This window comes from Naumannella halotolerans (genome assembly GCF_004364645.1).
Lineage (GTDB): Bacteria > Actinomycetota > Actinomycetes > Propionibacteriales > Propionibacteriaceae > Naumannella > Naumannella halotolerans.
On sequence record NZ_SOAW01000001.1, the window covers coordinates 582,234 to 606,055 of the forward strand.

Genomic DNA, 23,822 nt, shown 5'->3' on the forward strand with positions numbered 1-23,822 from the left:
CGCGCAGCGCGCCAACGTGGGCATCGAGCACCACGGCGTTCTGCGCTGGCCCCGATCAGGTTTTCGCGCGCCGCCAGGGCGCATCGGGGTCGGCGAGCGTCTCGAGCATGAGCTGGCACCAGACCTGGGCCGCGCCGACGACCAGGCGGGCGTGCCGCGGGCGCACCCATCTGGGCACCTCTTCGGCTCCGTGGTCGATGCCGACGGTGTTCCTGAGCTCGGTGACGCTCTGGGTGAGGGTGATCAGCGACTGCAGGGCCTGGCGGAGAGCGCGGTCCTCGTCGCTGACCGACTTGGGCGCGAGGCCGAGCGACTCCTGGGCTGCGTTGACCAGGGCAGGGACCTTCGCAGCGCGGGTGTAGCTCTGCCCCCGCGCGGTGAGCACACACTTGGCGGTCGACTCGATGAGGGCCTTGGCGGTGCTGACGGCGAGCCGTGGGTCGGTGTCGACGCTGTCGCCGAGCCTGCGCAGATGATCTTGGATGGACTGCGGGTCGGGGAGGGCGTTGAGCGCGTGCTCGGTCAGCTTCGCGCCGGCTCTGCCGAGGCGCACAGCGCCGGTCGTGTCGTCGACGTCGAAGCCGTCCTCGCGCAGGATCCGGACCCACTTGCCGCGCAGCCCGTCGTCGCCGCCCCAGCCGGTGGACGCATCCTGGACGATCCTCTGCAGCACGTCGCCGAGCACGGCGGTCAGCCGCTGGGCGTCTGCGGCGTCGCCCAGGTCCAGGGTGACGAGGTATCGGCGCATCCGCTCGCGCCGCACGCTCTCGTCGTTCTCGCGCGGCTGCTCTGGGCCGAGGGCGACGCCCCGGTCGTCGAAGAGCGCGTCGATCTCACGCAGAGGCATGCCGGTCAGATGGTCGGAGAGCAGCCGCATCACGCGCGGGGTGAAGGATCCCATTTCCGACTACTTGGTCTCGTCGGGATGCGCGGCGCGGATCTGCTCCAGGTAGATGGTGCCGTCGTCGACGTAGAACCAGACCTGGGCAGCGTCCTTCGCCGTGGAGTCGTGCTGCCAGCGCTGGAAGGTGCGGCCGCTGCGGGTTACCACGCTCACGTAGACCGAGTGCTCGACGACGCCGCGGTACACGGCGCGGGCCGAGACGGGTCCGGCGGCGGCCCAGCCGACCACGCGGTCGTCGCGATGGACGGCGACGAGCATGAGGTCGGGGCGCTTGCCGGACGCGAACGCGTGCCAGTCCGGCGGGGGCTCGGCTTCGAAGGTGGCGTGGCCGGTGGTGATGCCTGCGCGGTAGATGGCCTCGACGGCTGGCCAGTCGGCCGGCGTCATCGGCCTGGACGAGACGCCTTCCATCAGGCGATGAGCGCCTTGGCGGCGGATGCGAGGGTGTCGATGGTGGGGCGGTAGTAGGCCCAGCGGCCGCGCTGTTCGCGGGCGACGAGCCCGGCCTCGACGAGCAGCTTCATGTGGTGGGAGACGGTGGGCTGGGAGAGCCCGACGGGCTCGGTGAGGTCGCAGACGCACATCTCGCCGTCGCTGCTGCCGGCGATGAGGGACATGAGCTTGACGCGGGTGGGGTCGCCGAGCGCCTTGAAGACCTTGGCCAGGTCGTGGGCGACGCTGTCGTCGATCGTCTCGCCGAGCACGCAGCAGGGCGCAACGTCAGCCGTGGCCTCGATGGCGGGAGAAGTGCTCATGCCTCCATTCTGCCTCACGTATTGACATCTGTCGATACGTGAGGCAGGCTCAACTCATCGAAGAACGTCAATACGTGGAGGTTGCAGTGAATCCCGTCATCGTCATCGGGGCCGGTCCGCAGGGCCTGGCCGCCGCCGCCCACCTGCTCGAGCGCGGGCTGGAGCCGCTGGTCCTGGAATCGGGCGACACCCCGGCGTCGGCTGTCACGGAGTGGGGCCATGTGCGCCTGTTCTCGCCGTGGTCGGAGCTCACCGATCCCGCGGCCCGCCGCCTGCTCGAGCCCTCCGGCTGGAGCACGCCTGACAAGGACTACCCGACGGGCGCGCAGTGGGTCGAGGGCTACCTCGCCCCGCTCGCCGAGGCGCTGGGCGACCGCGTCCGGTACGGCTCGCGCGTGGTCGGGGTGGGCCGGAAGGGCCGCGACCTCTCGGTCGACGCCGGTCGGGCCGAGCAGCCGTTCGTCGTCCACGTCCGCCGCGCCGACGGGAGCCAGGAGCGGTTCGAGGCGCGTGCGGTGATCGATGCCTCGGGCACCTGGCGGGCCCCGAGCCCGGCGGGCGCGGACGGGCTGCCGGCCTTGGGCGAGGTCGACGCGGTCGAGGCCGGTCTGCTCGGACATCGCACGCCGAGCCGCGAGGAGGCGGCGGCGCTGGCGGGCAAGCACGTCGTGGTCGTCGGCAGCGGGCACTCGGCAGCGACCGCCATCGGTGACCTCGCGGCGGTGGTGCGCCGCGAGCCGGGCACCCGGGTGACGTGGGCGCTGCGCCGCGGCTCCGTCGGCAACGCGTTCGGCGGCGGTGCCGCCGACGAGCTGCCCGAGCGCGGTGCCCTGGGGCAGCGGGCGAGGAAGGCCGTCGAGGACGGCCTCGTCGACCTGGTCACCGGGTTCCGCACCGAGGAAGTGCGGATCGAGGACGGCCGGGCGGTCCTGGTCGCCGAGGACGGCCGCCGGCTCGCTCCCGCGGACCGGGTGGTCGTCGCGACCGGGTTCCGCCCGGACCTGTCGTTCCTGTCCGAGGTGCGCCTGGACCTGGACGTGCGGCTGCAGGCCCCGGCGAAGCTCGCCGCCGAGGTCGACCCGAACGTCCACTCCTGCGGCTCGGTGCGCGCCACGGGCGCGGCCGACCTCGCCCACCCGGAGCCCGGCTTCTACATCGTTGGGGCGAAGTCCTACGGCCGCGCTCCGACGTTCCTGGCGATGACCGGGTACGAGCAGGTCCGCAGCGTGGTCGCCGAGCTCGCCGGTGACCACGAGGCCGCGTCGCGGGTGGAGCTGGAGCTGCCCGACACCGGGGTGTGCGGCGGGTCGGGCCTGTTCGACGCGCCCGAAGAGGCGTCGTCGGGAGGTTGCTGCGCGCCCGCGCCGCAGCTGATCCAGCTCGGCACGAGGACGGCGGGATGAGCCGCGGGCGGCTGATCGTCGTCGGCGGCGGCCAGTCCGGGCTCGCCGCCGCCCGTGCCGGGCGCGAGCAGGGCTGGGAGCCGGTGGTCCTGGAGGCCGGTCCGGAGCCGGTCGGGTCCTGGCCGCGCTACTACGACAGCCTGCGCTTGTTCTCTCCGCGCCGCTACAGCGCCTTCCCCGGCCACCCGTTTCCCGGCGACCCGGACGGCTACCCGGGCCGCGACGAGGTCGTCGACTACCTCCGCGGCTATGCCCGCAGTCTTGATGTCGAGATCCGAACCGGGGCTCGGGTCGTCGGCGTGGCCGCGGACGGCCTCTCGTTCATGGTCGAGCTGGCCGACGGGAGCAGGTTCGAGGGGTCCGCGCTGATCGCCACCTCGGGCTCGTTCGGCAACCCGCACGTGCCGACGATCCCCGGTCAGAGAGCCTTCGGCGGCCGGGTCCTGCACGTGGCCGACTACCGGTCCCCGGAGGAGTTCTCGGGCCAGCGGGTCGTGGTCGTCGGCGCGGGCAACTCCGCCGTCCAGGTCGCCCACGAGCTCGCCGACCACGCCAGGACGTCGCTGGCGGTGCGGGACCGGGTCCGGTTCGCGCCGCAGGTCATCGCCGGAAAGGATCTGCACTGGTGGTTGAAGGTGACCCGCGCCGACCTGCTGCCGCCGTCGGTCCTCGCCCGGATCGTCACCGGCACCCCAGTGATCGGCACCGACAAGTACCGGAAGGCGCTGGAGGCGGGACGCCCCGACCAGCGGCCCATGTTCGCCGAGTTCGCCTCCGACGGTGTCGTGTGGCCGGACGGCTCGCGGGAGCAGGTCGACGCGGTGGTGTTCGCGACCGGTTACCGGCCGCATCTGCCGTACCTGCGTTCCCTCGGCGTCCTCGACGAAGCCGGCATGCCGAGACATGACCGTGGGGTCGCGACCGGGCTGCCGGGTGTGGGTTTCCTCGGTCTGGAGTTCCAGCGCTCGTTCTCCTCCAACACGCTGCGCGGGGTCCACCGCGACGCCGACTACGTGGTCACGGCTCTCGCCGGGCAGCCGCGGGGTGCCGCCGTTGCCTGAGCCGGCGACGCGCCCAGCGCTGGGGACGGTGGTGGCGGCGCTGTGCGTGACCGAGATCGTCTCCTGGGGAGTGCTCTACTACGCCTTCCCCGTCCTCGCCCCGCGGATCAGCGCCGACACCGGCTGGTCGCCGGTCGTCGTCGCCTCGGCGTTCTCGGCCGCGCTGGTGGTCTCGGCGCTGGCCGGGGTGCCGGTCGGCCGGGTCATCGACCACCACGGGCCGCGCCGCATCATGTCCGCCGGCTCGATCCTCGGCGTCCTCGCCCTCGTCGTGATCGCCGTCTCGCCGGATCTGCCGGTCTTCGTCGGTGGCTGGGTGCTGGCCGGGGCCGCGATGGCCGGGGTGCTCTACCCGCCGGCGTTCGCCGCGATCACCGGCTGGTTCTCGGCTCGACGCCTGGGTGCGCTGGCGACGCTCACCCTGGTCGCTGGCCTGGCCAGCACGGTGTTCGCTCCGCTGACCGCGACCGTCGGCGCGCACGTGGGCTGGCGGACGACCTACCTGTGGGCGGCGGTCGTCCTCGCCGTGCTCACGGTCCCGGCGCATTGGTTCCTCCTGCGTCGGCCCTGGCCCGCGAAGCAGCGCCCCGAGGAACCCGCCGTCGACCGCGCCTACGCATCGGAGGTCCTGCGCAGCGCACGGTTCCGGCTGCTTGCTGCGGGACTCACCCTGGTGTCGCTGGCGATGTACTCCGGACTGCTCGCCCTGGTCCCGCTCATGCTCGAGCGCGGCCTGACCGCGCAGTCCGCGGCATGGGTGCTCGGCCTCGGCGGCATCGGCCAGGTCGCCGGCCGCCTCGTCTACACCGGTCTGGTGCGCCGCGTCCCGCTGACCACGCGCACCGCGACGGTGTTCGTCCTGGTGTCGGCGAGCACTCTCGCCCTGGCCGTCGTACCGGGCCCGGTCGGCCTGCTGGTCGCGGCGTCGATGGTCGCCGGGGTAGGGCGCGGGATCGCGACGCTGCTGCAGGCGACCGCGATCACCGACCGCTGGGGCCCGCGCGCCTACGGCCACCTCTCCGGCGTCCTGGGCCTGCCGGTGCTGCTGGCCGCCGTCCTCGCCCCGTTCGCCGGTGCTGTTCTGGCCGAGGCGACCGGCGGCTACGCGCACGCGTTCCTCGTCCTCGCCGCCCTGGCAGCGGTCGGGACGGTGCTCATGATCGCCAGCTCACGCCCGAGGGCCCCGCTGCGGGCGGAGGCCACGGCCGAGCAGACGGCGTGACCCGGGTTCAGGCCTTCGACGAGACGACCAGCTCTGAGAGGAGGCCACGGACCTTCTCGGCGAGTTCGTCGCGGATCAGACGCATGCGCTCCTCGCCCTCGATCCCGCGGTCTGACGGCTCGTGGATGCTCCAGGTCTCGATGGTCCCGGCCATCCCCGGTGCGGGCTCGACGACGGCCTCGTCGCCGATGACGACGACGCGGTCCGCGGTGCGCAGCAGGGCCGGGTCGATCGGCTTGGGGTGCTCGCCGGCCATGCTCGCCCCGATCTCCGCGACCGAGGCGACAGAAAGCGCATTGAGCGACGACCCCGGGGCCGTGCCCGCGGAGTGGACCCGGACGGAGTCACCGGCGATCTGCCGCATGAGGGCGGCGGCCATCTGCGACTTCCCGCCGTTCTTCTTGCAGACGAACAGCACCGCCGGCACCTGCCCGCGTTCCTCCTGCTCGGCGGGCGCGAGCAGTTCGTCGACCAGCTTCTCGATGCGGGCGCGGATCTCGTCTCGGATGGGGCGGACGGCGTCGATGCCCTGGCCGGCGGGGTCGTCGAGGGTCCAGTCCTCGTAGCGCTTGCCGGGGTAGAAGGGGCAGGTGTCGCCGCAGCCCATGGTGATCACGACGTCGGAGTCCTGCACCGCTTCGGCGGTGAGGATCTTGGGCTGCTCCGCGGCGATGTCGATGCCCACCTCGGCCATCGCTTCGACGGCGACCGGGTTGATCTGCTCGGCGGGCATCGAGCCCGCGGAGCGGACCTCGATCCGGTCACCGGCGAGGTGACGCAGCCAGCCGGCGGCCATCTGGGAGCGGCCGGCGTTGTGGACGCACACGAAGAGCACGGAGGGCTTCTGCGTGGAGGGGCTCTGTTCAGGCATGAGGGTCCTTGTTCCTTCAGTCGGTGAGGGCGGCGATGAGCGCGCGGACGCGGTGCTCGATGTCGTCGCGGATCGCTTCGACTCCTTCGGGCGAGGCCAGGGCGGGGTCGCCGACGGCCCAGTCCTCGTAGCGGACGCCGGGGATGATCGGGCAGACGCCGCCGCAGCCCATCGTGATCACCACGTCGGCGGCGCGGACAGCGTCGTCGGTCAGGGGTTTCGGGAATGCGCTGCTCGCTTCTTGTTCGCCCTCGATCTCGGCGAGCAACGACCGCACATGCGGGTGCACGTCCACCGACGGCGTCGACCCCGCAGAACGCGCGATCACCTTGCCGTCGGCGAGCCGGTTGACGATCGCGGCAGCCAGCTGGGAGCGGCCCGCGTTGGCGACGCACACGAACAACACCTGCGGCCGGCCTGCCTGCCGGTCCCGCGTCAGGTCGGCGAGGCGCTGCCGGGCGAAGCGCTCGGTGAGCGGGATCATGTGCTGGGTGAGCTTGGCCGAGCGGGCGAGGCCCGCGTAGGACTCGCGCACGATCGCGATCACGAGGTCGCGGTCCAGGCCGGCCGTCTCGTCGGCCAGCTCCTCGCCGAGCCGGGTGACCCGGCCGTCCATGTCCGGCAGCGTCTGAGCGCGGGCCTCCGTATGCTCGGGGGCGTCGGCGACCGCGGCGGGGGCGAACGCGTCGAGCAGCGCGGAGACGGCGCGCCGCCTCGCCGGGGCGATCCGGTACCAGACCCAGGTGCCGCGGCGCTCCGACAGCAGCAGCCCGGTCTCCTTGAGCACCTTCAGGTGATGGGAGACCGTCGGCTGGGATACGTCGGCGAGCTCGGCGAGATCGCACACGCACGACTCGCCGCGGGGATCGGTCGCGATAGCCGAGAGCATCCGCAGCCGGAGCGGCTCCGCGAGCGCCTTCAGCGCGCCGGCAACGGTCGCGGCGGCGTCCTGGCCGATCGCGTGGGTCGCGGTCGGTGCGCAGGCTTCGGGTTCGGCGACTTCGGCGGTGGTCATGATGCCCTCGGTTCGGCGTACGGGTCGGCGCGGAACCAGGCGCGTGCGGCCCACAGGGAGACGTAGACGAGGCCCACCAGGACGGGCACCTCGATGAGGGGTCCGACGACGCCGGCCAGTGCCTGACCGGACGCGGCACCGAAGGTGCCGATCGCGACGGCGATGGCGAGTTCGAAGTTGTTGCCCGCCGCGGTGAACGCGAGCGTCGCCGACCGGGCATATCCCAGGCCGAGGCCCCGGCCGAGCAGCATCCCGGCCATCCACATGATCGCGAAGTAGGCCAGCAGCGGCAGCGCGATCCTGGCGACGTCCAGCGGGTTGGAGGTGATCGCCTTCCCTTGCAGGGCGAACAGCAGCACGATCGTGAACAGCAGCCCGTACAGCGCCCACGGCCCGATCCGGGGCAGGAACTTCTCCTCGTACCACTCCCGGCCGCGGCGCTTCTCGCCGATCCACCGCGACGCGAACCCGGCGACGAGCGGGACGCCGAGGAAGACCAGGACATTGACCGCGATCTGCCCCACGGAGACGTCCAGCCCCTGCGTGTCCAGGCCCAGCCAGCCCGGCAGGACCGTGAGGTAGAACCAGCCCAGCACCGAGAACATCACGACCTGGAACACCGAGTTGATCGCCACGAGCACCGCGGTCGCCTCCCGATCGCCGCACGCCAGGTCGTTCCAGATCACGACCATGGCGATGCACCGGGCCAGGCCGACGATGATCAGGCCCGTGCGGTACTCGGGCAGGTCGGGCAGGAGGAGCCAGGCGAGGGCGAACATCACCGCGGGTCCGACGAGCCAGTTCAGCACCAGTGAAGAGACCAGCAGCTTCTTGTCGCCGGTGACGGCGGCGACCCGGTCGTAGCGGACCTTCGCCAGCACCGGGTACATCATCACCAGCAGCCCCAGGGCGATCGGCACCGAGATCCCACCGATCTCCAGCCGGGACAGCACTCCGGACAGGCCGGGGACGAGGCGGCCCAGCAGCAGACCTGCGACCATCGCCAGGCCGATCCAGGCCGGCAGCCACCGGTCCAGGGTCGAAAGCCGTCGGGTCGCCGCAGGCGCAGCAGTCGCTACTTGATTAGACATGCTTCTATATTGAATTCTGCCGATTCAGAAGGCAAGTCAAGACATGCTCCGTTCGTTGAGCGTTCATCTGGAGGTGTGCCGGAACGCCGTGCGCATCATGCTGGAGGCCGCAGGACGATCCAGGACGCTGTCGCCAGAGATCGGGTCTCGAACCATGTCCGAGGTGGGTGCGACCAAGACCGACATTCCTAGACACTTGATCAGAGGGCGAGGATGAAGCATCGTCTTGCCTACTCCGGCATCGCCTCAAACCTGCAGCCTCCGCAACCAGAAATCCAGACCTGACTTATATGTGATGTTCGCAGCGTTTCGCCTGATCATGCGCGGATCGCAGCAGCATGCATAACATTGAACATCCCTCGCCCACGGTCACCACCCTTAAGTGTTTATGCGCAGAGCTGGGGCGCAGCCGCACCACCAGTGTCCCAACGAACTTGGGAAGGATGGGTAGGCCATCGTTGGCGTCGGGTTCTTCAACCGGACCTCCCGGTGGCTCATGAGACGCCGATAGTCGGCGTACCGAGCGATGAGGAGCTGCGTCCGACTATGAAGGGCCAGGTGGGTCGGGCTGGTCGTCGACGGAAGGCGATGGTTCCGGGTTGCAGCAGTCCTGGGTGGCGGCCAGGGAAGTCTGCGGTCGCTTGCGGATGGCGGCGATCAGCAGGACGCCGAGCACCGCCGCGATGGACAATCCGGCGACGACACCGACGTGACCTTGGACCCAGTCCGACACCGAAGTGGCGACCGCTGTGATGCCTCCGGCGCGGCCTGCTGCTGGGGCGTCGCCGGTGGCGGCGGGGTACCAGTACCAGGCCAGGTAGCCCCCGGTGAGGACGACCACGGCGGCAGTGACCTTGGGGCCAAAGCGCGCCAGCGCCGCGATGCGACGCGAAAGCGCCGAGCCGGCAGCGGCGGCTGCCACGGCGACGAGCAGCAGGATGGCGGCAGAGCCCGCGGCGTAGTCGGCGAAGACGAGGAGCATGCCGGCGAAGCTGGCTGTGGCCTGGGCCTGGGCGATGACGGCGAGGAGCACGCCGAACGTGCACGACAGCGACGCCGCCGCGTAGCCGACGCCGAAGACGACCATGCGCACGGTGCCGGGCAGCCGTTCGGTCACTCGAACGGGTATGCCGGGCACCCGGAGAGAGATCGAGCGACCGGCCAGCATCGCCGTGCCGACCAGCACCAGCACGACCCCGACGGTGAGGCCGAGCACGGGAGCGGCCTGGATCAGGCTCCGTGCGCCGGCACTCACCACAACGCCTGCCAGTGCGAGAGCACCCGCGAACCCGAGCGTCAGCGCGAGGCCTGCCCGCAGGGCTCGCAGGAGGCGCACCGGAGCCGGGGAGGTGGCAGCGTCGCCGACGGCTTGTGCGATCCATGCAGGGAGCAGAGCGAAGCCGCAGGGGTTGATCGGGGCAATCATACCGGCGGCGAAGGCGAGGGCGAGGAGGCCGTCCATCGCTCAGACGCCGGCCTTGTCCAGCTGCGCGGTGATGGTCGCGGCGTCGGGGTCGGTGGCGCGGAAGGTGACTTTGCCGTGGGCGTCGACGACGATGGCGGTGGACAGTGCGGCGACGCCGTACCGCCGCGAGATCGCCGCGTCCTTGTCGATCGCGACCGGGACGTGTTCGGCACGGATGTCCTGCATGAAGATGCGGATGGTCTGGGTCGACTCGCCGGGGTCCATGTCGACGGCGAGAAACCGGGTTCGAGTGCCGTTGCTGTCGGCGGCGGCTTGGCCGAGGGCGTGCATGCCGGTGGCACATTCGCCGCAGCCGACGGAGAAGAAGAACACTGCTGTCGGTTCGCCGGGAGCGGGGAGTCGGATCTGCTGCCCGTCGATGCTGGTGACCGTTGCCGGTCCGTCGCTGCGGTCTTCGGCGGTGCTGCCGCAGCCGGTCAGGCCGAGCGCCCCGGCTGCGGCCAGGACGCCGGCGATCGAGATCGCTGCACGGCGGGAGACACAGGTGGTCATCGGTTTTCGTCCTCCTCGGTCCTTGTCTGTGCTGCTGCGTCCTGCGCCGAGCGCGTGGTCTGGGGTGAGCAGCAGTCGGCGTCCTGGGTTCGGCGGTGTCGTCGGGCGATTGCGGCCGCGGCGACGGCGAGGACGACTGCGATCCCCGCGCCGACGGTCCAGGGGCTGCGCAGGAGCCCGCCGATCCCGGCGAGCGCCCCTCCGGCGAGGATGAGCGGCAGTCCGCAGCAGAGCGCCACGAGGAGAGCCCCGCCGGCCGCCACCAGCAGCCCGCCGCCCCGCCTATCATCTGGTCGGGTCATCGTCTTACCTTTCTCGCGACTGGAGCACATCGATCAGCAGCACGGGCGGCCGCCGGGGCCGCCGGTGGGCCGTTCGAGGCCGTCGAGGAAGGCGGCAGCGAGTGCGGAGCCGAGCCTGTGGGCTTCTGCGACGGTGACCACCTGGGCGTCGGGGTGCTCGGCGAGCCATTCCTCGGCGTCCTCGGGCGAGGCGAAGTAGTGCACCTGGTTGCAGAAGGAGGAGCGGATCGAGGCAATGCGCTCGGGGTCGATCAGGGACACCACAGCGGTGGTGGGCTCGACGCGGGTGACGCCTTCGGTGGGGTCGACAGTCACCCGGACGGTCTGGCCGCTGGTCGGCGAGGTCGACTCGATGCGTGCTGGGCGTGCGAGCAGGGCAGGGAACGCCAGGGTGTCCAGGGCGCACCAGGTGTACAGGTCATTCCCGTCGACGGCGAACCGGTGGACGGTGGGGCGCAGGGTGAGGCCCTGGCCGACGATCCGGCCCTGCTCGTCGTACTCGGTGTCGGGGACGAGCGCCAGGCCTGCGCGCACGTCGTCCTCGCTGCGGCCGGCCGCGTCGGCGAGGTCCTCCACCGCGACTGGATGCCCGTCGACGAGCAGCCGCAGCAGCGGAACGAGCAGGCCAGCGTCGAGCCCGGACTCCTCCGTCCGGACGAGGCGGTCGGCCAGGCCCCCTGCCAGGTCTGCGGTGTGATCAGTCATCGCGATCTCCTCGGATCTGTGATCGGTGGGCGGGGCCGCGTGCGCGTTCACGCGCAGCACGACAGGAGCGATGGGTCGGTGGTGAAGGCCTTGGCGGCGATCCGGATGCCCTCGGCCATGGTCAGGTAGGGGGCCCAGGCGTCGGCGACCTCGGCGACCGTCTTGCCGAGCACGTGGACTCCGGCTGCGGCGAGCTCGCCGGCGTCCTTGGCGACGGCGGTGATGCCGAGGATCTCGTTGGTGTCGGCGTCCACGACGATCTTGACGAAGCCGCGGGTGTCGCGGTTGACCAGTGCGCGGGGCACGTGGTGCAGCGGCAGGACGCGGCAGTCGCAGCGGATCCCGGCGGCGACGACGTCCTTCTCGGTCATCCCGACCGCACCGATCGCCGGGCCGGTGAACGTCACCCTCGGCAGCCGGGCGTAGTCCACGGCCTGATCGGCGTCGGCGAACGCGTTCTCGGCGACCAGGGTGCCGTGGTGGGCGGCGACGTAGACGAATTCGGGGTGGCCGGTCACGTCGCCCGCCGCCCAGATCCGCGGGTGGGAGGACTGCATCCGGTCGGAGACGACCACCTCGCCGAGGTCCCCGGTCTTGACCCCGACCCTGTCGAGGCCGAGCCCGTCGGTGGCCGGTCGTCGTCCGAGGGCGACGAGCACCTGGTCGGCGCGGAACTCCTCCCGGCCGCCGGCGACGTCGGCGGTGACGACGGCCTGCCCGGTCGCGGCGTCGCGGGACACCCGCGTCGGCAGCGCGCGGCGGACCACCCGGATGCCCTCGTCGGCGAACACCTCCTGCAGCGTCCTGGACACCTCCGGCTCCTCCTTCGACGCGAGCCGGGACCGGACCAGCACGGTGACCTGGGAGCCGAGCCGGGCGAACAGCTGCGCCTGCTCCAGGGCGACGTAGCCGCCGCCGAGCACGAGCAGAGACTCAGGGAGTTCGGTCAGCTCCATCGCCGTGGTCGAGGTCAGGTACCCGGTCTCGTCCAGGCCGTCGATCGGCGGGGCCCACGGCCGAGAGCCGGTCGCGACCAGGTAGTGCCCGGCCTCGATCGTCTCGGTGCTGCCGTCGTCGCCGGCGACCTGGAGGACCGGTGCGTCGGGGGTGCCGGCGAACGCGGCGTCGCCGCGGCGGACGGCCCACCCGTAGGAGTCGGCGACGTCGGCGTACTTCTCACCCCGCAGCGACTCGACCAGCGCCTGCTTCCCGGCGATCAGGGCGGGCATGTCCACCGGCCCCGCCGTCGTCGCGATCCCCGGGAACCGGTCGGCGGCGTCGGCCGCGGAGTGCCGTGCGTCGGCCGCGGCGATGAGGGCCTTCGACGGCACGCAGCCGGTGTTCACACAGGTGCCGCCGAGAGTGCCGCGCTCGATCATCACGACCGACTTGCCGAGCGTGGTCGCGCGGATCGCGGCGGCGAAGGCTCCGCCGCCCGATCCGATGATGGCGAGGTCGTACTTGGTGGGCATCGCTGCTCCTGTCGACGCTTGGACTTCTCTTCCTTTCCATCCATACTGGACCTTCCAGTGCAGGGGAAGGTCAAGAGGACTTCTGCAGAGAGAACAGGAGGCCCGCGATGCGCATCGGGGAACTCGCCGAGCGGGCGGGCACGACGGCGAAGACGCTGCGCTTCTACGAGGAGCAGGGGCTGCTGCCCCCGGCCGAGCGGACGCCGTCCGGATACCGCGACTATGCGCCCGAGACGGTCGCCCGGATCGACTTCGTCCACCGCGGCCAGGCCGCGGGCCTCACCCTCGCCCAGATCCGCCAGATCCTCGACATCCGGGACGGCGGCCACGCGCCCTGCGAGCACGTGCGCGACCTCCTCGATGCACGCCTGGCCGAGATCGAGCAGCAGATCGCCCAGCTCGCGGCGCTCCGAGACACCATCGCCGGTCTCAGGAACGACGCCGCGAAGCCCGACCCCGACTCGTGCAGCCCGGACCAGGTCTGCCGGTATCTGTGAGTGCTGCGCCGATCTCGCCGTCGTCGCCGGCCGGACCACCGTGCCGATCGGGACGGCAGGCACTGGAGATGGACGATCTCGGTGAACCATCCGACTGGCCGCCAGCCGAGGCTTCATCGTCCTCGTGCGTCGCGGGCTGAGCCGTCCGCGGCGGAGCCGGTCAGTGGTGTCCGCGCTCTGCCGGCTCTGGAGAGCCGCCCATCATGCGGAGCATGCTGGTACTGCCGGTGCGGAGGAACACGGTCAGCAGGGCGGCGGCGAGGGCGAGGAAGGGGATGTTGAGCCAGGTGGTGTAGTTCCAGCTGATGCCGGTCTCGGCGACTGCCAGGTTCCGGTCGTGCGGGACCATGCCGAGCGGGCCGAAGATCAATTCGACGAGGTATCCGGCGATGACCATCGCGGCGTAGAAGACCAGGCAGATCCGGGTCGTGGCCTTCCAGCCGTAGTACTTGTTGTAGATGAGGATGATCGGGATGATGATCAGGTCGGCGAACAGGAAGCTGACCACGCCGCCGAAGCTGATGCCGCCGTTCCACAGCACCGCCGCCAGCGGCACGTTCCCGACCGAGCAGACGAAGCTGACCACGGCCAGCAGTGGCCCGATCAGCGGGCCGAGTATGAACGCCGCCGCCGGGTCCTGGGTGAAGAACACCGCCTGCAGCCAGGCCTTGGGCACCCAGGCGGCGAACGCGCCGGCGATCAGCAGGCCCAGCACGATGTCGCGGAGCACGGCCGCCCAGTCCATCACGAAGTAGCGCGAGACCGCGGTCACGCCGTCCCGGGAGAGCAGCCGGGCCCAGAATCCGGCGTCGCCCTGGACGGACATGTCCATGGCGGCGTGGCCCTCCATCGACCCGGCGAGCCCCTGCTCGGCCTGCCGCCGCGCCGCCTCGACGATCCGGCCGCGCATCCAGAGCCTGAATCCGAGCGCGACCAGCACGATCATGATCGGGCCGCCGACGAACTCCGCGGCGGTGAACTGCCAGCCCATCACGAACCACAGGACCAGCCCGAGCTCGAGCACCAGGTTGGTCGAGGCGATCTCGAAGGCCATCGCCGCCGCGAAGTCCGCGCCCTTGCGAAACAGCGCCCGGGCCAGCGCGACCGCGGCGTAGGAGCAGGACGAGGACGCCGCGCCGAACAGCGCGGAGACCGCGATCGATCTCGGCGAGTCGTCGGCCATCAGCTGCGTGACGCGCTCCTTGCGCACCACCGCCTGGATGACGCCGGACAGCGTGAAGCCGAGCACGAGGGGCCAGAGGATCTGCCAGCCCATCGAGCCGGCCATCGCCAGCGCGTCGACGACTGCGCTCAGGACGTCCATCAGGATTCGTTCCTCCCGGCAACACGGTCAGCGACTGTTCGGCCATCCGGTCCCGTACCCGGACGCGGCCCGTCCACGCGCGGATTGCGCCGAGCTGCCTGAGAAACCGGGACGACGATGCTGGTGGCGCATCGGCGTCGCCGCGGCCAGCGGCTGGCCCCGAACACCTACCTAGCCGATGCTGAGACCAGCGAGCTGCTCAGGGGTGCCGGTGACGACAAGGCGCAGGTCGGCGTGGTCGTCGTCGATCTGCCAGTCGACGAACGAGCAGCAGGCGCTCTCGGTCGCGACCAGGTCGCGCAGCCGCCGCGCTGAGTCGTCGGTCCGGGCGTAGTGCACGACCAGTCTGGCCTCTCCGCGCTCGACCTCGAGGAGGTAGTCGTCGTCGAAGGCTCGCCACGTCTCGAGCTGCTGCTTGCCCGCGGTCGGCGCGAGCGCGCAGGCGATCGGCAGCCCGCCCAGCGGTCCGACCGGCGACTCGAGCCCCGTCACCGCCGACGTCGGCGCGCGACCGATGGCTGCGCGCAGCTGATCGACGGTCGGCGACCCGGCCAGCCCGGCAGGAGTGCGGAACACCCGGCAGGCGAGCCCGACCGGTGTGTGCTCGTCGGCGAAGGGGTCGACGCCGTCGACGAGGACGGTCGGGGACCCGTGGAACTCGAGGCGGGCGGCGTCGTCGGCGGTCTCGACTCGCTGATGCGCGACGCGGACGTCCGATCGGCCGTCGAGGGCCTCGGCGAGCCGCCGGTCGATCACCTCCCAGTTCGGGCACCCGTCGAAGTACTGCAGCGTGATCTCCAACATCTTCTCCTCTCAATCCTGTCTGCGGCTCGGCAGCCGTCGTCAGCTCCGCTCGCCAGCCTCTTCGGAACTGAGCCGTGCCGAAGAACTCGGGGAGTCTTCTGGCGATGAGCCGTCGTGGAGCATCAGGAACGCCCCGGTGACCGCGCCCACGACGATGACGATGTCGGCGACGTTCCCGATGAACCAGTCGCCGTAGGCCAGGAAGTCCACGACGTGGCCGCGGGCGAAGCCGGGGGCGCGGAAGAGCCGGTCCCCGGCGTGCGAGGCCGCCGCACCGCCGACGGCACCGATCACGACCGCCCACCGAAGACGCCGGACACGGAACGCGAAGACGACCGCGGCGACCGCGGCCGCGACAGCGACCAGCGCGAACACCCAGGTCGAGCCCTCGCCGAAGGAGAACGCCGCACCGGGGTTGTACGCCATCTGGAGTCCCAGCAGCTCGCCGACGAGCGGGATGCGCTCCTGCGTCGAGAGGGTGGCCTCAGCCCATGCCTTGGTCCCTTGGTCGACCAAGACGACCAAACCGCCGAGCAGGAAGGTCCCCGCTACCAGGAGCGTCCGCCTCGGACCATGAGCGATCCGGGCAGTGGACCCGCGGACCGCGTCCTTCGCCCGCATCAGCCCGCTGCCTGAGGCTTGCGGGCACGCGCGGCGCGCAGCCCGTTAGCGATGACGACGACCTCGGCGACCTCGTGGACGAGGACGACCGCGGCCAGGCCCAGCACGCCGGTGATGGCCAGCGGCAGCAGCACGGTGATGATCGCCAGGGACAGCACGATGTTCTGGTTCATGATCGCCCGGCCGCGGCGGGCGTGGCGCAGCGCCTGCGGGATGAGGCCGAGGTCGTGGCCGGTGAAGGCGACGTCGGCAGACTCGATCGCGGCGTCGGAGCCGGTCGCTCCCATCGCGATGCCCACGGTCGCCCCGGCCAGGGCGGGGGCGTCGTTGATGCCGTCGCCGATCATCGCCGTGGGCGAGGCATCGGAGAGCTGGGCGACGATGCGGGCCTTGTCCTCGGGCCGCAGCTCGGCGTGCACGTCGCCGATCCCGGCGAGCTGCGCCAGCGCGTGCGCGGTGCGGGCGTTGTCTCCGGTGAGCATGCTCACCTCGACGCCCTGGCCCCGAAGCGCGCGCACGACCTCGGGGACCTCGGGGCGCAGCTCGTCGCGGACGCCGATCGCCCCGGCCAGCCGGCCGTCGACGGCCACGAGCACGCAGGTCTGGCCCTCGGCCTCCAGCTCCTCGACCCGGGCCTTGAGCGGCCCCGCGTCGATCCAGCGGGGGCTGCCCACCGTCACCCGGCGGCCGTCCACCAGGCCGCCGATGCCGTGCCCGGCCTCCTCCGTCACGTCCTGCGCGGCGGGGGCTCCCTTGCCCGCGGCGGCGATGGCGGCGGCGAGCGGGTGCGTGGAGTGCTGCTCGACGGCGGCCGCCCAGGCGAGCACCTGCGCGTCGTCGAAGCCGTCGGCTGCGACGACGGCGGTGACCTCGGGCCGGTTGCGGGTCAGGGTGCCGGTCTTGTCCACGGCGAGGTGGCGGATGCCGCCGAGGCGCTCGAAGGCTGCCCCGCTCTTGATGACGACGCCGAACTTCGTCGCCGCCCCGATCGCGGAGACCACGGTGACGGGCACCGCGATCGCCAGCGCGCACGGGCTGGCGGCGACGAGGACGACCAGGGCGCGGGTGATCCAGGTCTCGGGGTCGCCGAGCAGCGAGCCGAGCACGCCAACCAGGACGGCGAGGACCATCACGCCGGGCACCAGCGGGCGGGCGATCCGGTCGGCGATCCGCGCACGCTCGCCCTTCTCGGCCTGGGCCTGCTCGACCAGCTCCACGATGGTGGTCAGCGAGTTGTCGGTTCCCGCCGCGGTCGCCTCGACCTCCAGCACACCGGCGGTGTTGATCGCGCCGGCGGAGACCGCGTCATCGGGGGCGACCTCGACCGGGATCGACTCGCCGGTGATCGCCGAGGTGTCCAGGCTGGAGCGGCCCGCGCGGACCAGGCCGTCGGTCGCGACCCGCTCGCCGGGGCGGACCAGCAGCACGTCGCCGACGGCGATCTCCTTCGCAGGGACCTCGACCGAGGCACCGTCGCGCAGCACGGTCGCGGTCTCCGGCACGAGCTTGAGCAGCGCGCGCAGGCCGCCGCGGGCGCGGTCCATCGCCTTGTCCTCCAGTGCCTCGGCGATCGAGTAGAGGAACGCCAGCGCGGCGGCCTCCTCCACGTAGCCGAGGATGACCGCGCCGACGGCGCTGATCGTCATCAGCAGCGCGATCCCGAGCTTCCGCTTGACGAACAGGTTCCGCAGCGCGCCGGGGACGAAGGTGTACGCGCCCAGCAGCAGGCCCGCCCAGAACGCGGCCAGTGCCGCGATGTGCAGCCCCGACCACTCCAGCACCAGGCCGGTGCCGAACGCGATCCCGGAGAGGATCGGCACCACCAGGCCCGGGTCGCGCCACCACGAGCGCTCGGTCTCCTCGGCTTCCTCGGATGGGCTGGTGGTCGGCTCGTCGCAGCCGCAGGCGGCGCTCACGAGGCGTCCCCCGAGCCGGTCACGGCGCAGCAACCGGGCACCGAGCAGTGCGGGTCGATACACGGGGCGCTCTCGTCCACCGCCAGCGTCACGTCCACCAGCGCCGTCAGCGCCGCGGCCAGGTGCGGGTCGGCGATCTCGTAGCGGGTCTGGCGGCCCTCGGGCTCGGCGACCACGATCCCGCAGTCGCGCAGGCAGGTCAGGTGGTTGGACACGTTCGAGCGCGTCAGGTCGAGCTCGCGCGACAGCACGGCCGGGTGGCTCGGGCCGCCGAGCAGGGACATCAGGATCCGGGAGCGCGTCGGGTCCGCCATGGCCCGGCCGAGCCGGTTCATGACGTCAAGGCGCGAAGCAATGGTCAGCATCCACTGAACTATACAGCAGTGGCTGACCTATCATGGCCTGGAGCGGTCGTTGACCGCCACCGAAGGCGTGAGCATTTCCTCAAGTCTGGCCAAGCCAGCATTCATCGATGTTATCGAACCGTTATTCTCTAGCGGTCCGGTCATCCCCATCCCACGAGGAGTTCTAGCCGAATGAGTCCCGACGGTCGCCAGCGGCGAAGCCTCGGTCAGCTGCGAACCCGCGTCGGCGAGTTGCGCGCGGGCACCGCAGCAAGAGCTGGCCGAGCCCTGGATCACATCGGACGGGACAGACGCAGCTGGATCCGCCACGGCATTGCCGCGGCCGCCATCGCAGGACTCGGCCTTGCCGGCGCTGGCGCGGTCGCCATGACCGGCGTTGCCCATGAGGCGAACCCTGCGGCCACCGGAATCTCCAGTACGGCTGGCGCGCCCGATGACGCGGGCTCCACCGGGCACCAGGCCGACACCTCTGGCCGGTCGCGCGCGGGCCTTCGGGAGGCAACACGCAGTGGTCAGCGCAGCGATACCCAAGGCAGCGGCAGTAGCGAGGAGCAGAGCACGGGCCAGCCTCTCGACGGCACCGTCGACATGGCGGCGCGCCGGGCAGCCCAGAAGAACAGCAAGGTTGTCGACACCGGCCAGGAGGACACGCGGGCGGAGGAGGCTGCCCGGCAACGATCAGAGGCGTTGAAATCCGACGCCGAGAAGAGCCGCAAACTATCGGGAACGCTCAGCAAGGAGCAGCGTCAACAGCAGATGCGAGCGGCCCAAGAAGCTGACGCGGGCAAGGGCAATGCATCCTCCGGTAGCACGGCGGTCGGCCGGACCGACTCGGCATCGAGCGACAACGGCTCCGACAGCGGTACTGCCGATCTCGGCAGTTCAGACACTGCAGGCGGCACGAGCAACGGGGGCGGGGCATTGCCGATCGCCAAGGGAAGTTACAACATCGTCGCCACGTTCGGGCAGGTCGGATCCTGGTCGCGCTATCACACTGGCGTGGACTTCGCTGCCCCGATCGGGACACCGATCAGAGCGACAGCCGATGGGGTCGTCACCAACGGCGGTACCGGTCCGGCCAGCGGTTGGGCGGGCATCTACGTCAGCATCAAGTTCCCCGACGGGAAGCAGATGCTGATGGCGCACATGGCGTCGGCCGCGGTCCGCACCGGGCAGCGGGTTGCCGCCGGTCAGGTCATCGGCCGGGTGGGCATGACCGGCCGGACGTTCGGCCCGCACACACACCTGGAGCTGTACCCCGCTGGCGTCACTCCCGGCAATGTCTACCGGACGGTGAATCCACTGCCTTGGTTCACTGCGAAAGGCTTGAAGCCGTAGGGGCCCTGAAGCGGCCGGGTGTCGTTTTGAGACGGGTCGAGCTCGCTGGTGGTGCCGCGGTAACGGCTGAGTCGCTGTCGTACCCCAGGGGTATCGATGTCAACCGTTCGCTTCTTGGTTAGATGCCTGCGTAGGAGTGGAGCCCGGAGAGGAGCAGGTTCACTCCGATGAAGTTGAACCAGAAGACGGCAACCCCGAGCAGCGCGATGACGGCTGCGCGTACTCCTTTCCAGCCGGCGGTCGATCGGGCGTGGAGGTAGCAGGCGAAGATCATCCAGGTGACGAGCGCCCAGACCTCCTTGGGGTCCCATCCCCAGTAGCGGCCCCAGGCGTACTCGGCCCAAACTGCTCCGGCGGCGATGGTGAACGTCCACAGCGGGAAGGCGAAGGCGAAGAGCCGGTAGGCGATCACGTCTATGCGGCGCGAATCGGGGAGTCGGAGGAGGTAGCCCTTCTCGGTTCCCTTGTCCTCGGCCCGCTTCTTGATCAGGTACAGGATCGAGACAGCGCCACCGATGTTGAATGCTGCTCCGCTGATCGTCGCGGCGGTGATGTGGATGATGAACCAGTAGGAGTTCAGCGACGGCACCAACCCGGCGACTGCGACGTAGAACACCGTGACGGCCAGGCCGTTGCCGACCGTGGCGATCATGGTGATGGGCAGGCCGAGCCAGCGCATCCCCATCTTGGCCAGGACCAGGTAGCCGGCGACGATGATCACCATCGCCATGGTGGTGAACTCGAACATGTTGCCCAGCGGCCAGCGGTGAGCCGCGATGCCCCGGGCGGTAATGCCGGCGATCGCGCAGGCCAGCCCGATCAGGGTGAAGGAGATGCCCATTCGACCGAACATCTCGGTCCTTTGCTGCGGCATCGGATCGCCGGAGGGTTCGTGGGTGTCGCCTTCGGGCTCAAAGGTGGGTGAGTCAGGCGTGGCTTGGGCGGCGGTCCGGGTGATCGTCAGGGTGGACGCTGAGGCCTCTGCTGCGCGGCTGGTCGTTGCGCGTGTGCTGGGGCGGGTTCCGGTCTCGATGTCGTTCGCTGCCTCGCGCTCACCGGTGCCGGTGGTGCTTCGTGCGGTGGTGACTTTTCGTGCGGCTGCCCATTCGATGCTGTGCATGGTGAGGGCCAGGGCGTAGATCACGGTCGCGGTGACCAGTGCGAGGTTGGAGAAGTAGTCGATCGTCATGTCGTCTCCTTCGGTGATTGGTTGTCGGTGGTCGGGTCGGGCTCTGCCGGTTCGCTTCCGTGCCCGGGTGGGGTCTGGTTGCGTGAGCTCGTTTGCAGGTCGAGGCTGTTGGCGAGGGCTTCGACGTCTTCGGTGAGTCCGGTTCGGGCGTCGGCTCGGTCGAGTCCGGCGATCTCGAGGAGGTTGTGGTCGTCGACCCGTCGGATCCGTGCCCAGATCCGCCGGGGACGGATGAACAGGGAAAAGCTCAGCCCCAGAATTGCGGTCGCGATCGCAGCGATCGTGATGGGTGCGCCGGGGGAGTCGCCGACCTGGATCTTGATCCAGCGCTGCACCCCGTCCAGTTGGATGGATCCTTGCCCGTTGGGCAGCTTTTGGATGTATCCGGGTCGGAGGATGAACCGGAGCGGCTGTTTGGGGTCCTTCGGGTTCATGATCTGGGTCATGCCGCGGGTGTCGAGCGAGTAGACGCTCTGGGGTTGGCCGGTCTCGGCGGTGGGCTTGCCCGACCAGGCGTTCAGGAACAGTTGGGGATTCAACGCGTCGGGGAACACCGAGCGGGGCCCGGAGCTGTCCACGTAGGCGCTGGGCAGGAAGAAGCCTTCAAAGCCCAATTTGTGGGGTCTGGCGTCGGGCGCACTGATCGCCCCGGCGGAGGTGAAGTTGCCGTCCTGCGGCAGGAAGATCACCGGCCCGGAGTAGGCGACGTTGCCGTCGCCGTCCTTCACCGTCACGATCGGCGCGTATCCCCAGGCGATCAGGTGCACCTTTTCGCCGCCGGCCAGGTTGAGTGGATGGTTGACCTGGAGTGTTTCCCGCCGTGGTTTGTCACCGGGACGGTCGGTGACGGTGACGACGGCCTTGAACTCCCGAGCCGCCCCTCGCTGGACATCGCCGGTCTCGAACTTCACGTCGAAGCTGTCGACCTTGATGCTGAAGGGGGTCAGGGACGATTGCCGAAACAGGGGGCCAGCTTTGAAGTCGTCATACTGCACCAGGTCGTTGGTGAAGCTTTCGCCTCCCACGACTAGCGCCCGGTCGCCGCGGAAGTTGTTCAGCCAGACCACCGCCACGCCGACCAGTAAGAAGACCAGGCTGATGTGGAAGACGAGGTTGCCCGCCTCTCGTAGGTAGCCCCGCTCGGCGGCCAGTGACCCGTCGGGGTGCTGGGCGACCCGGTAGCGTCTGCGCCGCAGGTTGTCGCGTAGTTGAGCGATGATCGCTTCGTTCTCAGACGCGATTTGGTCTGGTTCCACGTCTGGGAGGTCGACCGATTCGTAGGCGGGCAGCCGATGCAGATAGCGGGGAGTGCGGGGCGGCTGTGCTCGTACGGCTCGGAGATAGACACGCAGGCGCGGGATGATGCAGCCGATCAGGCTGATGAACAGCAGGATGTAGATCGCGGAGAACCAGGGCGAGGTGTAGACGTTGAAGAGTCCGGCCTTGTCATAGATCGGCCCGAGCGTTTTGTGCTGTTGCAGGAACGTCTTGACGCGCACCGGCGAGATGTTCTGCTGCGGCACCAACGATCCGGGCACCGCGGCCAGTGCCAGCAGGAACAGCAACGCCAGCGCCGTCCGCATGGTGATCAACTGCGTCCACAGGAACCGCAGCCAGCCGAGGAATCCGATCACCGGCGCATTGGAGGAAGTCCTGCGAGTGGCGGGTTCGGTGGTTGCGATGCCCGCCGCGTCGGGATCGGCTCGCGGGCCAGGTGCGGTATCGGATCTGCTGGTGGGGCGGAGATCATTCATTGGCGTCGAAGGCGAAGCTCGAGGGCGGATTGTCGGTCGCGTTCCGGGGGCCGTAGATCAGTGAGATCTGGCGTCGCTCGCCGAGTTGGATCGTTGCGGGGTTGCCGCTGAACCGTTTGCCGTCCACGTAGGCGCGCAGGCTGTCGGTCTTGTTGTTGGTCAGGCCGCCGATGCCTTGGCCGTCGAGTCGCACGTCCCACTCGGCGAACAGCTGTCCGAGGGTGTATTTGCCGTCGGTCTTGTGTGACTCGACGTGCAGGACGCCGCGTTCGTCGTGGGTGTGCAGCTCCGACATCGAGCCGGTCTTCGCGTCGACGCCGATTGCTCCCGGTACCGCGAGCGGCTGGCCGTTGACGGTGATGTCCAGATGGGAGTGGAAGTGCGCGGCGGTGCCTTCCATGTTCGATGCCTGCAGACCGGCGGCCTCGGCCAGGCGGCCCGGATCGGCCGGGAGCCCCCACGGCGGCAGATCGCTTCGCCCCTTGGTGCCGGCCACCGGCCCAGCGGCGTTGGGTGCTGATACTTGCCGGGCCACCAGCCAAATGCCGATGCCGAGGGCACCGGCGACGATGACCGCGGTGACCCCGACCAGGAAACGCCGCCGCGTTCGGGCGCGGGCCTCCTGCCGTTTCATCTCTGCCAACCGGGCGCGGGCGCGCGCGGATCCGGGTTCGCGATTGGTCGATGCACCGTGTCGATGCTTGTTCTTCGATCGCTTCTGATTCACGTTCCTGTTTCCTGTCGTGCTGGAGAGTCTGAGGAGCTTGTCTGACTGCTCAACCGGGCGCGCAGTGATCAAGCCGGGTGTGCAATTGATGGGCCGAGGAGCGGGACGAATTGCTGGGGCTCACCGCAGCCTGCTCATGGCCCGGGCGGGTGGGGTCAGATCCGAAGAATCGACAGCTCTATGAGACTGGGAGCCGGTCGGCGACGCCAATGTGCGACGGCTCCGATGGCCGATCCGATGCTGCGGGCTCGGCAACGCCACCATCGACCGGGGGTTCGCCCACGAACGATCACGGCCACCGCCAGCAAGACGATGGTCATGACGCAGCCAGCCGCGGCGATGCAGCCCATCGGACCGGTCGGTCGGTCATGCGATGAAGCCGCCAACGAAGGGGGCGCGCAGCTGGGACAGCCGCTCAACGGTTGTCGAGTTGCTGGATGTCGACCGGGTGGGTTGCTTGCCGTGACTGGAGCATGAATCGGCTGCGCGTCGGGTGGCACGCGGTGCA

Annotated in this window: 24 protein-coding genes and 1 pseudogene; 5 read left to right on the forward strand and 20 right to left on the reverse strand. The window is 70.3% G+C overall.

Annotated elements, in window-relative coordinates; translation table 11 throughout:
• Positions 1–55: 55 nt before the first annotated feature.
• The 3 genes from CLV29_RS02740 to CLV29_RS02750 are packed head-to-tail and all read right to left on the reverse strand — an operon-like array spanning position 56 to position 1,659.
• Positions 56–901 carry an abortive infection family protein gene (locus CLV29_RS02740; protein ID WP_133753535.1) on the reverse strand — a complete coding sequence of 282 codons (846 nt, stop codon included), beginning with the start codon at positions 899–901 and terminating at the stop codon, positions 56–58.
• Positions 902–907: 6 nt separating this feature from the next.
• Positions 908–1,315: a GNAT family N-acetyltransferase gene (locus CLV29_RS02745; protein ID WP_133753536.1), complete on the reverse strand. Its 408-nt coding sequence runs from the start codon at positions 1,313–1,315 to the stop codon at positions 908–910.
• Complete coding sequence (locus CLV29_RS02750) at positions 1,315–1,659, reverse strand: ArsR/SmtB family transcription factor (protein ID WP_133753537.1); 345 nt, start codon at positions 1,657–1,659, stop codon at positions 1,315–1,317. The genes CLV29_RS02745 and CLV29_RS02750 overlap by 1 nt, the downstream gene beginning before the upstream one ends.
• 86 nt (positions 1,660–1,745) lie before the next feature.
• On the opposite strand from CLV29_RS02750, the gene CLV29_RS02755 reads away from it, so the two are divergent.
• From CLV29_RS02755 to CLV29_RS02765, 3 genes are read left to right on the forward strand one after another with little or no spacing between them, the layout of a single operon-like run.
• On the forward strand, positions 1,746–3,062 hold the full coding sequence (locus CLV29_RS02755; RefSeq protein WP_208292728.1) for an FAD-dependent oxidoreductase: 1,317 nt from the start codon (positions 1,746–1,748) through the stop codon (positions 3,060–3,062).
• Positions 3,059–4,123 carry a flavin-containing monooxygenase gene (locus tag CLV29_RS02760; RefSeq protein ID WP_133753539.1) on the forward strand — a complete coding sequence of 355 codons (1,065 nt, stop codon included), beginning with the start codon at positions 3,059–3,061 and terminating at the stop codon, positions 4,121–4,123. Before CLV29_RS02755 ends, CLV29_RS02760 begins: the two co-directional genes overlap by 4 nt.
• Complete coding sequence (locus CLV29_RS02765; protein ID WP_243831682.1) at positions 4,116–5,345, forward strand: MFS transporter; 1,230 nt, start codon at positions 4,116–4,118, stop codon at positions 5,343–5,345. The genes CLV29_RS02760 and CLV29_RS02765 overlap by 8 nt, the downstream gene beginning before the upstream one ends.
• A 7-nt stretch (positions 5,346–5,352) precedes the next feature.
• Here CLV29_RS02765 and CLV29_RS16635 read toward each other — a convergent pair whose 3' ends face one another.
• From CLV29_RS16635 to merA, 9 genes and pseudogenes are all read right to left on the reverse strand, one after another.
• Positions 5,353–5,772, reverse strand: a complete 420-nt coding sequence (locus CLV29_RS16635) for an arsenate-mycothiol transferase ArsC (protein WP_279586474.1) — start codon at positions 5,770–5,772, stop codon at positions 5,353–5,355.
• Positions 5,773–5,805: 33 nt separating this feature from the next.
• Positions 5,806–6,216, reverse strand: a pseudogene (locus CLV29_RS16640) (arsenate reductase ArsC); the annotation flags it as partial.
• A 16-nt stretch (positions 6,217–6,232) separates the two neighbouring features.
• Positions 6,233–7,231, reverse strand: coding sequence for a metalloregulator ArsR/SmtB family transcription factor (locus CLV29_RS16645; protein WP_133753541.1), 999 nt, complete (start codon positions 7,229–7,231; stop codon positions 6,233–6,235).
• Positions 7,228–8,322, reverse strand: coding sequence for an ACR3 family arsenite efflux transporter (arsB, locus tag CLV29_RS02780; protein ID WP_133753542.1), 1,095 nt, complete (start codon positions 8,320–8,322; stop codon positions 7,228–7,230). The genes CLV29_RS16645 and arsB overlap by 4 nt, the downstream gene beginning before the upstream one ends.
• A gap of 544 nt (positions 8,323–8,866) precedes the next feature.
• Positions 8,867–9,784: a cytochrome c biogenesis CcdA family protein gene (locus CLV29_RS02785; RefSeq protein WP_133753543.1), complete on the reverse strand. Its 918-nt coding sequence runs from the start codon at positions 9,782–9,784 to the stop codon at positions 8,867–8,869.
• Between the two features lie 3 nt (positions 9,785–9,787).
• Positions 9,788–10,300 carry a TlpA family protein disulfide reductase gene (locus CLV29_RS02790; RefSeq protein WP_133753544.1) on the reverse strand — a complete coding sequence of 171 codons (513 nt, stop codon included), beginning with the start codon at positions 10,298–10,300 and terminating at the stop codon, positions 9,788–9,790.
• On the reverse strand, positions 10,297–10,602 hold the full coding sequence (locus CLV29_RS02795; RefSeq protein ID WP_208292729.1) for a hypothetical protein: 306 nt from the start codon (positions 10,600–10,602) through the stop codon (positions 10,297–10,299). The genes CLV29_RS02790 and CLV29_RS02795 overlap by 4 nt, the downstream gene beginning before the upstream one ends.
• A gap of 33 nt (positions 10,603–10,635) precedes the next feature.
• Positions 10,636–11,307, reverse strand: coding sequence for an organomercurial lyase MerB (gene merB, locus CLV29_RS02800; protein WP_133753545.1), 672 nt, complete (start codon positions 11,305–11,307; stop codon positions 10,636–10,638).
• 47 nt (positions 11,308–11,354) lie between these two features.
• Positions 11,355–12,779, reverse strand: coding sequence for a mercury(II) reductase (gene merA / locus CLV29_RS02805; protein WP_133753546.1), 1,425 nt, complete (start codon positions 12,777–12,779; stop codon positions 11,355–11,357).
• 107 nt (positions 12,780–12,886) lie between these two features.
• Here merA and CLV29_RS02810 point away from each other — a divergent pair, with 107 nt between their 5' ends.
• On the forward strand, positions 12,887–13,276 hold the full coding sequence (locus CLV29_RS02810) for a heavy metal-responsive transcriptional regulator (protein ID WP_133753547.1): 390 nt from the start codon (positions 12,887–12,889) through the stop codon (positions 13,274–13,276).
• A gap of 160 nt (positions 13,277–13,436) precedes the next feature.
• On the opposite strand, the gene CLV29_RS02815 is transcribed toward CLV29_RS02810, so the two are convergent.
• The 5 genes from CLV29_RS02815 to cmtR form a co-directional block, all read right to left on the reverse strand.
• The gene (locus tag CLV29_RS02815; RefSeq protein WP_208292730.1) at positions 13,437–14,564 is read right to left on the reverse strand and encodes a permease; all 1,128 of its coding nucleotides are present in this window, start codon (positions 14,562–14,564) and stop codon (positions 13,437–13,439) included.
• A 207-nt stretch (positions 14,565–14,771) separates the two neighbouring features.
• Complete coding sequence (locus tag CLV29_RS16650) at positions 14,772–15,401, reverse strand: hypothetical protein (RefSeq protein WP_243831683.1); 630 nt, start codon at positions 15,399–15,401, stop codon at positions 14,772–14,774.
• A gap of 42 nt (positions 15,402–15,443) precedes the next feature.
• On the reverse strand, positions 15,444–15,929 hold the full coding sequence (locus CLV29_RS02825) for a signal peptidase II (RefSeq protein WP_208292731.1): 486 nt from the start codon (positions 15,927–15,929) through the stop codon (positions 15,444–15,446).
• A gap of 95 nt (positions 15,930–16,024) precedes the next feature.
• Complete coding sequence (locus CLV29_RS02830; protein WP_133753550.1) at positions 16,025–17,941, reverse strand: heavy metal translocating P-type ATPase; 1,917 nt, start codon at positions 17,939–17,941, stop codon at positions 16,025–16,027.
• Positions 17,938–18,306 carry a Cd(II)/Pb(II)-sensing metalloregulatory transcriptional regulator CmtR gene (gene cmtR, locus CLV29_RS02835; RefSeq protein ID WP_133753551.1) on the reverse strand — a complete coding sequence of 123 codons (369 nt, stop codon included), beginning with the start codon at positions 18,304–18,306 and terminating at the stop codon, positions 17,938–17,940. The genes CLV29_RS02830 and cmtR overlap by 4 nt, the downstream gene beginning before the upstream one ends.
• 171 nt (positions 18,307–18,477) lie before the next feature.
• Here cmtR and CLV29_RS02840 point away from each other — a divergent pair, with 171 nt between their 5' ends.
• Positions 18,478–19,644: a M23 family metallopeptidase gene (locus CLV29_RS02840; RefSeq protein WP_133753552.1), complete on the forward strand. Its 1,167-nt coding sequence runs from the start codon at positions 18,478–18,480 to the stop codon at positions 19,642–19,644.
• Positions 19,645–19,762: 118 nt separating this feature from the next.
• Here CLV29_RS02840 and ccsB read toward each other — a convergent pair whose 3' ends face one another.
• The 3 genes from ccsB to CLV29_RS02855 all read right to left on the reverse strand — a co-directional run bounded on the left by ccsB (position 19,763) and on the right by CLV29_RS02855 (position 23,314).
• Positions 19,763–20,833 carry a c-type cytochrome biogenesis protein CcsB gene (gene ccsB, locus CLV29_RS02845; RefSeq protein ID WP_133753553.1) on the reverse strand — a complete coding sequence of 357 codons (1,071 nt, stop codon included), beginning with the start codon at positions 20,831–20,833 and terminating at the stop codon, positions 19,763–19,765.
• Positions 20,830–22,416, reverse strand: a complete 1,587-nt coding sequence (gene resB, locus CLV29_RS02850; RefSeq protein WP_243831853.1) for a cytochrome c biogenesis protein ResB — start codon at positions 22,414–22,416, stop codon at positions 20,830–20,832. The genes ccsB and resB overlap by 4 nt, the downstream gene beginning before the upstream one ends.
• A 163-nt stretch (positions 22,417–22,579) precedes the next feature.
• A complete protein-coding gene (locus tag CLV29_RS02855) occupies positions 22,580–23,314 on the reverse strand; it encodes a twin-arginine translocation signal domain-containing protein (RefSeq protein ID WP_166649105.1) in 735 nt (244 codons plus the stop codon).
• Between the last annotated feature and the right edge of the window lie 508 nt (positions 23,315–23,822).